Genomic DNA, 13110 nt, shown 5'->3' with positions numbered 1-13110 from the left:
GTGACGGGGACCGTACGGTCCTGTCTCAAGCGACTGGAAAGTTTCCTAACAGTTCGCCCGGGCCCGTCCGCCGGGCAGCCGACCAGCAGGAAGAGGAGGAGGATCTCCGCGTGACCAGGACCACCGCCAAGGCCCCCCTCGCCGGCACCCCCAGCCTGCTGCGCGCGATCAACGACCGCGCCGCCCTCGAACTACTGCTGGAGAACGGCCCGCTCTCCCGTACCCAGATCGGCACGTTGACCGGACTCTCCAAGCCCACCGCCTCCCAGCTGCTGGCCCGTCTGGAGGCGGCCGGGCTGGTCCTGCCGGTGGGCACCACGGCGGGCGGACCGGGCCCCAACGCGCAGCTGTACCAGGTGAATCCGGCCGCCGGCCACGTCGCCGGGCTGGACGTCACCAACAGCCACGTCCGGGTCGCCGTCGCCGACATCACCGGCTCCACGCTCACCGAGGACGTCGTCCCCACCAAGGGGTGGACGGCCGCCGAGACCGTCCCCCGGGTCGCCCGGGTGGTCGCCGACGCGACCCGGTCCGCCGGGCTGGCCGAGGGCAGCCTGCACACCGTCGTGATCGGCGTCGGCGGGGCGCCCGACCCCGGCACCGGCAAGCTCAGGTACGCCTCCCACCTGCCCGGCTGGCACGCGCCGCGGCTGGTCGAGGAGCTGTCCGGGGCGATCGGCGCGCCGGTGTCGATCGAGAACGACGTGAACCTGGCCGCCGTCGCCGAGCAGGCCTCCGGCGCGGCGCACGGGTTCGAGGACTTCGTCCTGCTCTGGGCCGGCGAGGGCACCGGCGCCGCGATCGTGATCGCCGGCCGCCTGCACCGCGGCTTCACCGGCGGCGCAGGCGAGGTCGGCTACATGCCGGTGCCCGGCGCCCCGGTGCTGCGGGACGTGCGCCGCCGCAACTCCGGCGGGTTCCAGGAGCTGGTCGGCGCCCCCGCCGTCCGGGCCCTGGCCCGGGAGCACGGACTCGGCGCGCCGACCGCGGAGGAGACGCTCGCCAAGGCGCTGCGGACCCCGGGCGCCGGCGACGCGTTCCTCACCGAGCTGGCGGGCCGGCTGGCCGTCGGACTGGCCGTGATCGTCGCCGTCGTCGACCCCCAGCTCGTGGTGGTCTCCGGCGGTGTGCCGACCGCGGGCGGCGAACGGCTGCGGGCGCTGGTCGAGGAGGAGCTGGCCCGGATCTCGATCGCCCGCCCGGAGGTCCGCAGCAGCACCCTGTCCGGTTCGCCCGTCCTGCTGGGCGCGCTGCAACGCGCGCTGGCGGCCGCCCGCGAGGCGGTCTTCTCCACCCACTGAGGTCCACCCGCCCACCGAAGTTCACACCAGCGACGCTCCCACCACGGACGCTTCCACCACCGGCGTCCGAACCACCGGTTCAGAACCACCGGTTCAGAACCACCGGCGTCCGACCCATCGGCGCCCGAGTCACCGGCGCTCCCACCGAGCACCGCCTGAACCACCCGGCTCCACCCGCACCACCCGCACCGCTCGACCCCTGCACCCACTCTCCCCAACCCCCTACGCGGGACCCGAGGCAATGACGCCTGCCCGCGCACCCCCAGGAGGACCTCGAAGTGCACTCCACCACCTCCCGCAGAGGCCGCCGTACGATCGCCGCCGTCACCGGCAGCGCCGTCCTGGCCCTGCTGGCCACCGCCTGCACCGGATCCAGCGACGGCAGCGGCAGCGACGACTCGGCCAGCGGCAAGGACGTCACCATCACCTTCTGGCACGGCTGGAACCAGCCCGCCGAGGTGAAGGCGATCAACGACAACATCGCCGCCTTCGAGAAGGCCCACCCGAACATCCACGTCAAGACGACCGAGAACATCGGTGACGACAAGGTCAACCAGGCACTGCGGGCCGGTGGCGACGCCGCCCCGGACGTGGTCTCCTCGTTCACCACCAACAACGTCGGCATGTTCTGTTCGACCAAGGCCTTCGCCGACCTCAAGCCCTTCCTGGCGAAGGACAACATCGACCCGGCCAAGACCTTCCCGGCCGCGATGCTCAACTACACGCAGTTCCAGGGCAACCAGTGCTCCCTGCCGCTGCTCGGCGACGCCTTCGGCCTGTACTACAACAAGAAGGCCTTCGCCGACGCCGGGATCGCCGGCCCGCCGAAGACCTTCAGCGAGTTCGCCGAGACCGCCGCCAGGCTCACCCTCGCCGAGGGCGACAGCTACAAGCAGCTCGGCTTCATGCCGCTGTACCACGGCTACGAGTCGACCACCGAGCACTTCCTCGGCCAGTACGGCCCGAGCTACTTCGACGCCTCCGGCAAGTCCAGCATCGCCGCCGACCCGAAGGTCGCGGCGATGATGAACTGGCAGAAGGGCCTGGTCGACAAGCTCGGCGGCTACGACAAGCTGGACAAGTTCCGGGCCACCTTCGGCGAGGAGTTCAGCGCCAAGAACCCCTTCCACACCGGCCAGGTCGCGATGGCCATCGACGGTGAGTGGCGCACCGCCTCGCTCGCCGAGAACAAGCCGGACTTCGAGTGGGCGACCGCGCCGTTCCCGGTGCCGGACGAGCTGGCCTCCACCTGGGGCCGCGGCTACCAGACCGGCACCATCATCGGCATCGCCAGCACCAGCAAGAAGCAGGCCGCCGCCTGGGAGCTGACGAAGTTCCTCACCACCGACACCGACGCGGTGGTCTCGTTCGCCAACGCGATCCACAACGTGCCCAGCACCTTCGCGGCGCTCGACTCGCCGAAGCTGATCAGCGACCCGAACTTCAAGACCTTCCTGGACATCGCGAAGAACGCGAACTCCAGCACCACGCCGGCCAGCGTCAACGGCGGCGGCTACATCGTCTCGGTGCAGAACCTCGGCTACGAGTTCGAGTCCGGCAGGCAGACCGATCTCGCGGCCGGTCTCGCGGCCACCGCCAAGGAGATCGACGCCGCCATCGCCCAGGCCAAGTAGCGCGGAACGGTTCACGGAGCTCCCATGTCACTCGCGTCCGACACCCGCAGGGGCACCGGACCGACCGACCCGGCGGCGCCCTCCACGCAGCACCTGCTGCGCCGGAAGCGCCGCCGGGAGGCGGCCCGCACCCTGGCCTTCCTCTCCCCCTGGCTGATCGGCTTCGCGGTCTTCTTCCTGTACCCGCTGATCTCCACGGTCTACTTCTCGTTCACCAAGTACAACGGCTTCGGCGCACCCGCCTTCAACGGCCTGAAGAACTGGGACTACGTCTTCAACGACCTCCCGGCCTTCTGGAAGGGCCTGCGCAACACCGTGTGGCTGGTCTTCATCATGGTGAGCCTGCGGGTGGCGTTCGGCCTCGGCATCGGGCTGCTGATCACCAAGGTCAAGACCGGTGCCGGACTCTTCCGCACCGCGTTCTACCTGCCGTACCTGGCACCGCCGGTGGCCGCGACCGTCGCCTTCGCCTTCCTGCTCAACCCCGGCACCGGACCGGTCAACCACTTCCTCGGCGAGATCGGACTGCCCCAGCCGGGCTGGTTCGCCGACCCGACGTGGTCGAAGCCCGCCCTCACCATGCTCGCCATGTGGGGCATCGGCGACCTGATGGTCATCTTCATGGCGTCCCTGCTGGACGTCCCGAGGGACCAGTACGAGGCCGCCGAACTCGACGGCGCCGGGCCGTTCCAGCGGTTCCGGTTCGTCACCCTGCCGAACATCTCGCCGATCATCATGTTCGCGGTGGTCACCGGCGTCATCCAGACCATGCAGTACTACACCCAGGCGATCGTCGCCGCGAAGGTCACCAGCGGCAACGCGGGCAACTCCGGGCAGCAGTTCGAACCGGGCTACCCGCAGGGATCCACCTGGACCCTGCCGCAGATGGTCTACAACCTCGGCTTCCAGCGCTTCAACTACGGCGCGGCGTGCGTCGTCGCCCTGGTGCTGTTCGCCATCTCGATGGCCGTCACCTCGCTCCTGCTCCGCCGCAAGTCCGGCTTCATGGCGAGCGACGACTAGCGGCCCAGTGAGGACACGATCATGACTCTCAGCTCCACCCTCACGGCGAAGGCCCCCGCGGAGGGGCCCGCCCGGCGCGGCGCCCCCGGCGCCGCGGCCCGCGCCGCCCGCCGCCGCGCGCTGCTCAACTGGGTGGCCGTGCACTCGCTGGCCGTCGCCGCCGCGCTGTTCTTCCTGCTCCCGCTCGTCTTCGCCTTCCTCACGTCGGTGATGACGGACAGCCAGGCGCTCACCACCGACTACTGGCCCACCTCCTGGGAGTGGGGCAACTACGCCAAGGTGTGGGACACCCCCGGCTTCCTCACCTGGTGGCGCAACACCCTGCTGTACGCCGGCCTCGGCACCCTGCTGACCATCGTCTCCAGCCTTCCGGTGGCCTACGCGCTCGCCAAGTTCCGCTTCCGCGGCCGCAATCTGGCGCTGATGGCGGTCATCTCGATGATGATGCTGCCGCCCCAGGTCACCATCATCCCGATGTACCTGTTCTGGGCGAAGGAGCTCGGGCTCAGCGGCTCGCTCTGGCCGCTGATCATCCCGATGGCCTTCGGCGACGCCTTCTCGATCTTCCTGCTGCGGCAGTTCCTGCTGACCATCCCCAAGGAGTACATCGAGGCGGCCCGGATCGACGGCTGCGGCGACCTGCGCACCCTCCTCAAGGTCGTCCTGCCGATGGCCAAGCCGGCCATCGCCGCCGTCGCCCTCTTCCAGTTCTTCTACTGCTGGAACGACTACTTCGGCCCGCAGATCTACGCCAGCAACAAGCCCGGCGCCTGGACGCTCTCCTACGGCCTGGAGTCCTTCAAGGGTGCCCACCACACCAACTGGAACCTCACCATGGCCGCCACGCTGCTGGTGATGGCCCCGGTGATCCTCCTCTTCTTCTTCGCACAGAAGGCCTTCATCGAAGGCGTGACACTGACAGGGGTCAAGGGCTGATGTCCACACTCAAGCTGGCCATCGTCGGCGGCGGTTCGACGTACACCCCGGAGCTGATCGACGGCTTCGCCCGGCTGCGGGACACCCTGCCGATCGGCGAGCTCGTCCTGATCGACCCGGCCGCGGACCGCTTGGAGCTGATCGGCGGGCTGGCCCGGCGGATCTTCGCCAAGCAGGGGCACGGCGCCGTGGTGACCACCACGACCGACGTCGAGGCGGGGGTCGCGGACGCCGACGCCGTCCTGCTCCAGCTGCGGGTCGGCGGGCAGGCGGCCCGCAACCAGGACGAGACCTGGCCGCTGGAGTGCGGCTGCGTCGGCCAGGAGACCACCGGCGCGGGCGGGCTCGCCAAGGCGCTGCGGACCGTCCCGGTGGTGCTCGACATCGCCGAGACGGTCCGGCGCACCAACCCCGACGCCTGGATCGTCGACTTCACCAACCCGGTCGGCATCGTCACCCGGGCCCTGCGGGAGGCCGGCCACAAGGCCGTGGGCCTCTGCAACGTCGCCATCGGCTTCCAGCGGCGGTTCGCCAGGCACCTGGGCGTCGACCCGGAGCTGATCCGGCTCGACCACGTCGGCCTCAACCACCTCACCTGGGAGCGCGGCGTCACCCTGCTCGACGCGCCCGGCGCCGCCGGTGGCCGGGAGGTGCTGCCGGAGCTGCTCGCCGGCTTCGGCCAGGAGATCGCCGACGACCTGCTCCTGCCCCGGCGGGTGATCGAGCGGCTCGGCGTCGTCCCCTCCTACTACCTGCGGTACTTCTACCAGCACGACCAGGTGGTGGAGGAGCTCAAGGTCAAGGGCTCCCGCGCCGCCGAGGTCGCCGAGATCGAGCGGCAGCTGCTGGAGATGTACGCCGACCCCGCGCTCGACACCAAGCCCGAACTGCTCGGCAAGCGCGGCGGCGCGTTCTACTCCGAAGCGGCCGTGCAGCTCATCGCGGCGCTGCTCGGCACCGACGGCGCCACCTCGGTCCAGGTGGTGAACACCCGCAACGACGGCGTCCTGCCGTTCCTGCCGGACGACGCCGTCATCGAGGTGCCGGCCGAGGTCGACGCGGCGGGCGTACGGGCCCTGCCGCAGCGGCCGGTCGAGCCGCTCTACGCCGGCCTGATCGCCTCCGTCACCGCGTACGAGAACCTCGCCCTGGACGCCGCCCTGCGCGGCGGCCGCGACCGGGTCTTCGACGCCCTGCTCGCCCACCCGCTGGTCGGCCAGATCGACCTCGCCGACCGGCTGACGGACCGGCTGCTCGCCCACAACCGCGAGCACCTCGCCTGGGCCTGACCCGCCCGGCCGAACTCCGGCCCGCACTCCGTGGGGGGTGCGGGCCGGGCCGCCGAGGGCCCGCCGGCCCTCCGCGAGGAGGCCGCGAGGAGACCTCCCACCCCCGGCCGGGACCAACCACGGCCGGGCCACGTACGAGCCGCGGGGACCTGATGACCCACCAGCCCGAACCACACCTGCCCGGCGTCCTCGCCATCGACGCGGGTAACTCCAAGACCGACGTCGCCCTCATCGGCGCCGACGGCACCGTCCTCGGCTCCGCCCGGGGTGGCGGCTTCACCCCGCAGAAGGTCGGCGGCGCCGCCGCCGTCGCCGACCTGGCGCCGCTGGTCGAGCAGGCCGCCGCGGCGTCCGGGATCACCGCCTGGAACGGCACGCTGACCAGTCACGTCAGCGCCTGCCTCGCCAACGCCGACCTCCCGGTCGAGGAGGAGGCGCTGCGGGTGGCCCTGGAGTCCCACCCGTGGGGCGCCAGCAACACCGTCGTCAACGACACCTTCGGCCTGCTGCGCGCCGGAACCGACGGCCCGCGCGGCGTCGCCGTCGTCTGCGGCGCCGGCATCAACTGCGTCGGCCTGCTGCCCGACGGCCGCACCGCCCGGTTCCCCGCCCTCGGCGAACTGACCGGCGACTGGGGCGGCGGCGCCGGCCTCGCGCTCACCAGCATGTGGCACGCCGTCCGCGCGGAGGACGGCCGTGGCGGGCCGACCGTCCTGGCCCCGGCCATCGCCGAGCACTTCGGCCTGCCCAGCGCCGGCGCCGTCGCCGAGGCCGTCCACCTGGACCACCTGCCGTACGGCCGGCTGCACGAGATCGTCCGGGTGCTGTTCGCGGTCGCGGAGGGTGGCGACCGGGTCGCGCTGGAGCTGATCGACCGGCAGGCCGACGAGATCACCCGGCTCGCGGTCGTCGCCCTGCGCCGGCTGGAACTCCTGGAGGAACCCACCCCGCTGGTGCTCGGTGGCGGCGTGCTCGCCTCGCGGCAGTCGCTGCTGATCGACAACCTCACCGCCCGGCTGGCGGAGGCCGCGCCGCTCGCCGAGCCGCGCGTCGTCGTCGCACCGCCGGTGCTGGGCGCGGCGCTGCTCGGCCTCGACCACCTGGCGGCGGGCGCCGAGGCGCAGGCCCGGGTGCGGGAGGCGTACGACACCGACCGGCCGGTGGCGGCGTAGCGCCCGGTCCCGACGCTTCCGCCCCCGCCGCACCGCTTCCGCCCTCGCCGCTTCCGTCCCCACAGGTTCCGCCCCCGCCGGGTCCGCACACCCGGCGGGGGCGGTCGTGCGTTCACGGCCGGGCGGCGCGGCGGGGCGTTCACGGCGGGGTGTTCACGGCGGGGCGGCGGGATCGGGCGGGTGGGCGGCGGACGGGCGGGTGGCGACGGGAGGGGTGGACGGGACGCTACGGCGCGGTAACCTGACGGACAGTCAGTTGCTCGGACCGGTCGACGGACCGGTCGAGCGAGGCGGCGCGGGGGCCGACGGCCGGGGCGGGGTGGGACCGGAGAGGCCGGTGGGGCGACGGCACCAGGCGTTCACCGACCGGCCATCGGTCCAGGGGAAGTCCATCACCCGGGAGAAGGCTGCCGTCCCTAGCGTCTCCCGACGCACCGCCGACCGTCCCCCTCCTCTCACGAAGGGTCACCCCATGCCCGGACGCAGAGTCGTCGCCGCGGCCACCCTCGGCGCCATGACCGCCGGCGCGCTGGCCGTCACCGCCTTTTCCGGTGCCGCCACCGCGGCGGTCGGGACCACCACGTTCACCCCGGTGGCCGACACCTACGCGTACAGCAGCAACCCGAGCACCAACTACGGAACGTCCGGCCAGCTCGGGGTGGACAACAGCCCGGCCAAGCGGACCTTCCTGAAGTTCACCGTCGCCGGCCTCACCGCACCGGTGACCGGCGCCAAGCTGCGCATCCACACCGACGACGTGTCCGGTGCCGAGAGCGGCAGCGGCGGCACCTTCCGCTCGCTGAGCAGCACCACCTGGTCCGAGACCGGCCTGACCTGGAACAACCAGCCGGCCGTGGACGGCCCGGTGCTGGGCTCGATCGGCTCCGTCTCCCGCAACGCCTGGTACGAGGTGGACGTCACCTCCTACGTCCAGGGGAACGGCACCTTCGCCATCGGCGTGACCTCCGCGTCCAGCGACGGCGCCGACTACGACTCGCGCGAATCCGGCTCCACCGCACCGCAGTTGGTGATCACCACCGACACCGGCACGCCCTCCCCGTCGCCGACCGTGACCTCGTCGCCGACCGCCACGCCCACCGCCACCCCGACCCCCACCACCTCCCCGACCGGCGGCGCGGACCCGGTGCTGGTCGGCGCCGGCGACATCGCCAACTCCGGGAACGGCGACGAGGCCACCGCCAAGCTGCTCGACGGCATCCCCGGCACGGTGTTCAACGCGGGCGACAACGCCTACCCCGACGGCAGCGCCTCGGACTACACCAACTACTACGCACCGACCTGGGGCCGCCACAAGGCACGCACCAAGCCGGCGCCGGGCAACCACGAGTACAACACCTCGGGCGCCACCGGCTACTACAACTACTTCGGCGCCGCGGCCGGCACCGCCGGCCAGGGCTACTACTCCTACGACCTGGGCAACTGGCACGTCGTGGCGCTCAACTCGAACATCTCCACCAGCACCGGCTCCGCCCAGGAGCAGTGGCTCCGCGCCGACCTCGCCGCGAGCAACAAGCCCTGCACGCTGGCGTACTGGCACCACCCGCGGTTCACGTCCGGCTCCAACCACGGCCCGAGCACGTCCGTCGGCCCGCTGGTGCAGGCCCTGTACGACTACAACGCCGACGTGATCGTCACCGGCCACAACCACCAGTACGAGCGGTTCGCGCCGATGAACCCGGGCGGCGCGCTCGACACCACCCGCGGCATCCGGCACTTCGTGGCCGGGATGGGCGGCGCCAGCCACTACAGCTTCGGCACCATCCAGGCCAACAGCGAGGCGCGCAACAGCGACACCTACGGCGTGCTGAAGTTCACGCTGCACAACAACGGCTACACCTGGCAGTTCGTCCCCGAGGCGGGCAAGACGTACAACGACAGCGGCACCACCGCCTGCCACTGACGCCCGGCGCACCCCCCGAGCGACGACGCGGCCGGGACCTCCCCCGGCCGCGTCCCGCCGCTCCGCCGACCCCGCGCGGACCACCCCGCGCCGCCGTCCCGCGCCGACCGTCCCGCGCCGACCGTCCCGCGCCGACCGTCCCCGTGCCGAGCTCGCACCGGCGAAAGGCCACCCGTGTACCTGTCCACCATCGGCCGCCCGGCCGCCGCCGATCCCCCCGCCGGCCCGAGGAAGCGCCGCTGGGCCCTGGTGGGCGGCAACGTCGTCGCCCTCGGGACGGTCAGCCTGGTGACCGACGTCTCCTCCGAGATGGTCACCGCCGTCCTCCCGCTCTACCTGACCGCCGCCCTGCACCTCGGCCCGGCCGCGTACGGGGTGATCGACGGTCTCTACGGCGGCGCGACCGTGCTGCTGCGCCTGGTCGGCGGCTTCGTCGCCGACCGGATCCAGCGCCGCAAGGTCGTCGCCGGGGCCGGTTACGCGATCTCCGCCGTCGCCAAGCTCGGCCTGCTCGCCGCCGGCTCCGCACCGGCCGCGCTCGGCCTGGTGATCACCGCCGACCGGGCCGGCAAGGGCCTGCGCAGCGCCCCGCGGGACGCCCTGATCACCCTCTCCGCCCCGGAGGGCTCGCTGGGCCGGGCGTTCGGCCTGCACCGCACCATGGACGCGGCCGGCGCCTTCGCCGGCCCGCTGCTCGCGCTGGCGGTCCTGGCCGCCGCCGGACAGGCCTTCGACGCGGTCTTCGTCACCAGCTTCTGCGTCGCCGCCTTCGGCGTCCTGATCCTGGTGCTGTTCGTCCGCGACCACCGCACCCCGATGCCCGCGGCCGGCGCGATCTCCGCCCGCGCCGCGCTGGGCCTGCTGCGGCAGGGCCCGGTGCTGCGGCTGGTGCTGGCCGCCGCGCTGCTCGGGCTGGCCACGATCGGCGACGGCTTCGTCTACCTGCTGCTGCAGCGGCGTTCGGACCTCTCGCTGGGCTGGTTCCCGCTGCTGGCGGTCGGCACCAGCCTGACGTACCTGCTGCTGGCCGCGCCGCTGGGCGCGCTCGCCGACCGGATCGGCCGCCTCCCGGTGCTGCTGGGCGGCTACGCGGCCCTGGCCGGCGCGTACCTGCTGCTGTACGGGCCGCTCGACGGGACGGGCGCGACGGTGGCGGTGCTGGCGCTGCACGGCCTCTTCTACGCGGCCACCGACGGCGTGCTGATGGCCCTGGCCGGGCCCCGGCTGCCCGAGGCGCTGCGGACCACCGGCATCGCCCTGGTGCAGAGCGGACAGGCCCTGGCCTACCTGGCCTCCTCGGTGCTGTTCGGGCTGGCCTGGCAGTACTGGGGGCCGGCCACCGCCAGCCGGGCGGCCGCGGCGGCCGTCGCGGTGGCGCTGCTGGGGACCGTCGTCCTGCTGTCCGGCGGTCCGCGCCGCCCCGCCGGCCCGGCCGCTCCCGTGACCACCTCCGACACCCCTGCGAAGGACCCCCGTTGAACCTCACCCCGCGCGCCCGGCTGCTGGCGATCGCCACCGCCGCCCTGCTGCTCGGCGGCGCCGCCACGACGTACACCCTGACCGCCGGCTCCGCACCGGGCACCGCCGCGACGGCCCCGGGCCGCGGCTCCGCCCCCGACTCCGACTCCGATCCCGACGGCGACCCCGGCGGCACGGCGGCCGGTCCGCGCATCCAGGTCCTGAGCAACGGCCTGCTCTCGTCCGTCTCCCGCCAGGACCCGGGCGGAAGCCGCGAGGTCGGCAGCCGCCGCTGCGAGCGCGCGTACGCCGCCGCCGGGACGGTCGCCTGCCTCGCCCCGGCCGGCGCCCTGGAGGGGCCCGAACTCGTCGTGCTGGACCGGGCGTCGAACGAGCGCAGGAAGGTCTCGCTGACCGGCCTCCCGAACCGGCTCCGGGTCTCCGCCAGCGGCCGGATGGTCTCCTGGACGCTCTTCGTCGGCGGCGACTCCTACGCGGGCAACTCCTTCTCCACCCGGACCGGCGTCCTCGACACCTCCGGGGGGCAACTCCTCAACACTCTGGAGGAGTTCACGATCACCCGGGAGGGCCGGCCGTACCGCGCCGCCGACGTGAACTACTGGGGGGTGACCTTCACCGCGGACGACAACCGGTTCTACGCGACCCTCGCCACCGACGGCCACCGCTACCTGGTGGAGGGCGACCTCGCCGCCCGGACCGTCCGCACGCTCGCCGACAACGTCGAGTGCCCGTCGCTCTCCCCCGACGGCCGCCGGATCGCGTTCAAGCAGGCCGTCGACGGCGACCCCGCCAAGGGCTGGCGCCCCGCCGTGCTGGACCTCGCCACGATGGCCGCCACCCGGCTGCCCGAGCAGCGCTCGGTGGACGACCAGCCCGCCTGGCTCGACGACGCCACCGTCGCGTACGCGATCCAGCGCTCGGACGGGGTCAACGACGTCTGGGGGGTACCGGCCGACGGTTCGGCGGCGCCCGCGCTGCTCGTCCCCGAGGCCAACTCCCCCGCCCCGCTGTCCTGACCGTGCGCCGTCCGCCCGCCTGCCCGCCGCCGTCCGGTTCCGCCGGACCGGCGGAACCGGCGGAGCGGAACCGGGTGTACGGATTCCGCGTGTACGGGGGTGCCGTGTCCGGTCGTCTTCCTGGGAGACTCGCCCCATGACCGCCCCCCGTCGCCTCCTCCTCGCCGTGCTGCTCTGCTGTACCGTCACCGCCGGCCTGGCCGCCTGCACCCCGATCGACGAGGACCCGACGGTGGCGATGGCCTCGGACGACGACGAGGACACGGTCGACGCCGAGGACCTCGACGACGCGACCCCGTGGGAGGACGGCACGGAGGAGGCGTACGGCGCCGCGACCGACTCCGCGCCGACGGCCCCCTCGCCCGAGTGCACCGACCTCTCGCTGAGCCCCGGCCACCAGGTCGTCCGGGTCGTCGGCGAGATCGAGGGCCGCCTCACCGCCCTCCCCACCCGGTACGTCTGCGACTCCGACGCCCCCGACGACGGCTCCTACGACCCGGTCGGCATCCCCACCGCCTACCCGCTCGCCGCCCGGGTGACCGCCACCCTCGTCGCCCTTGAGGACGGTGAGCCCGCCAAGGAGGTCCAGCTCCCCGTCCTCCTGGAGCACCTCGGCGACTGCCTGGCCGACCGTGAGCCCGACCCGCCGTACGGCTGCTACGGCGACACCTACGACATCGTCCTCGACGCCCGCGGTCGCATCACCCGCATCACGGAGCTGTACCGCCCCTGAGGACCCGAGGCGCCGGGGCGCTGCCCCTCCGCCCCGGACGGCGCCGGCCTCCCGCGGTGGCCCGTACCGGCCTCCGCCCACCGGGCTTGACCTCAAGTGGGGTTCACGTTGTCGGATAGGGCCCAGGCGGTGATCACCACCGCCGGCACGGCACGTGAGGAGGGGTTCGCCATGGCGAACGACGTACTGGTGGTGGGGGCCGTTCCGGCCGAGGTCAGGAACGCGGTGACCGGGGTGGTCGCCGCCCTGGAGAAGGCGTTCAACACCAAGGACGCGACCGCGCTGGGCGAGCAGTTCGGCGAGCAGGCCTCGTGGACCAACGCCCGCGGCCTGCGGCTCGACGGACGGACGGCGATCGCCGAGTTCAGCAGGCCGGCGATGGAGAGCTTCCTGCGGGACTCCTACGCCCGGTACGACGTGGTGAAGATCCTGGCGATCGCGGAGGACGTGGTCGCGGTGAACGTCGCCCAGACGCCCACCGACGCCGCGGGCGAACCCGTGGAGGGGGCGCACGGCGCCGCCCTCTACGTGGTGGCCCGCCAGGCGGACGGCTGGAAGATCGTGGCCGGTCAGAACAACGCGGTCGATGCCCCGTCCGCAGGGTGA

11 protein-coding genes are annotated in these 13110 nt (G+C 73.0%); all 11 read left to right on the top strand.

Features of this window, described 5'->3' with window-relative positions; all coding sequences use genetic code 11:
* The first annotated feature begins 110 nt into the window (after positions 1-110).
* The 11 genes from PUR56_RS09970 to PUR56_RS09920 all read left to right on the top strand — a co-directional run bounded on the left by PUR56_RS09970 (position 111) and on the right by PUR56_RS09920 (position 13110).
* On the top strand, positions 111-1301 hold the full coding sequence (locus PUR56_RS09970) for an ROK family transcriptional regulator (protein WP_329882059.1): 1191 nt from the start codon (positions 111-113) through the stop codon (positions 1299-1301).
* 278 nt (positions 1302-1579) lie between these two features.
* Positions 1580-2935 carry an ABC transporter substrate-binding protein gene (locus tag PUR56_RS09965; RefSeq protein WP_329948608.1) on the top strand — a complete coding sequence of 452 codons (1356 nt, stop codon included), beginning with the start codon at positions 1580-1582 and terminating at the stop codon, positions 2933-2935.
* Between the two features lie 24 nt (positions 2936-2959).
* A complete protein-coding gene (locus PUR56_RS09960) occupies positions 2960-3958 on the top strand; it encodes a carbohydrate ABC transporter permease (protein ID WP_329948607.1) in 999 nt (332 codons plus the stop codon).
* Between the two features lie 21 nt (positions 3959-3979).
* Positions 3980-4894 (top strand): carbohydrate ABC transporter permease, encoded by a 915-nt coding sequence (locus PUR56_RS09955; RefSeq protein ID WP_329948606.1) that lies wholly within the window; start codon positions 3980-3982, stop codon positions 4892-4894.
* The gene (locus tag PUR56_RS09950; protein ID WP_329948605.1) at positions 4894-6183 is read left to right on the top strand and encodes a 6-phospho-beta-glucosidase; all 1290 of its coding nucleotides are present in this window, start codon (positions 4894-4896) and stop codon (positions 6181-6183) included. Before PUR56_RS09955 ends, PUR56_RS09950 begins: the two co-directional genes overlap by 1 nt.
* A 152-nt stretch (positions 6184-6335) precedes the next feature.
* Positions 6336-7355, top strand: coding sequence for an N-acetylglucosamine kinase (locus tag PUR56_RS09945; RefSeq protein WP_329948604.1), 1020 nt, complete (start codon positions 6336-6338; stop codon positions 7353-7355).
* 472 nt (positions 7356-7827) lie between these two features.
* The gene (locus tag PUR56_RS09940) at positions 7828-9276 is read left to right on the top strand and encodes a CBM96 family carbohydrate-binding protein (protein ID WP_329948603.1); all 1449 of its coding nucleotides are present in this window, start codon (positions 7828-7830) and stop codon (positions 9274-9276) included.
* Between the two features lie 174 nt (positions 9277-9450).
* A complete protein-coding gene (locus PUR56_RS09935) occupies positions 9451-10755 on the top strand; it encodes an MFS transporter (protein WP_329948602.1) in 1305 nt (434 codons plus the stop codon).
* Positions 10752-11771, top strand: a complete 1020-nt coding sequence (locus tag PUR56_RS09930; RefSeq protein ID WP_329948601.1) for a hypothetical protein — start codon at positions 10752-10754, stop codon at positions 11769-11771. Before PUR56_RS09935 ends, PUR56_RS09930 begins: the two co-directional genes overlap by 4 nt.
* Positions 11772-11907: 136 nt before the next feature.
* Positions 11908-12504, top strand: coding sequence for a hypothetical protein (locus PUR56_RS09925; protein WP_329948600.1), 597 nt, complete (start codon positions 11908-11910; stop codon positions 12502-12504).
* A gap of 171 nt (positions 12505-12675) precedes the next feature.
* Positions 12676-13110 carry an SgcJ/EcaC family oxidoreductase gene (locus PUR56_RS09920; RefSeq protein WP_329948599.1) on the top strand — a complete coding sequence of 145 codons (435 nt, stop codon included), beginning with the start codon at positions 12676-12678 and terminating at the stop codon, positions 13108-13110.

Source organism: Streptomyces sp. BE303 (assembly GCF_036290945.1).
Classification (GTDB): Bacteria; Actinomycetota; Actinomycetes; order Streptomycetales; family Streptomycetaceae; genus Kitasatospora.
Note: the sequence above shows the minus strand (reverse complement) of the source record. Positions and strands in the feature narration are given on the sequence as shown.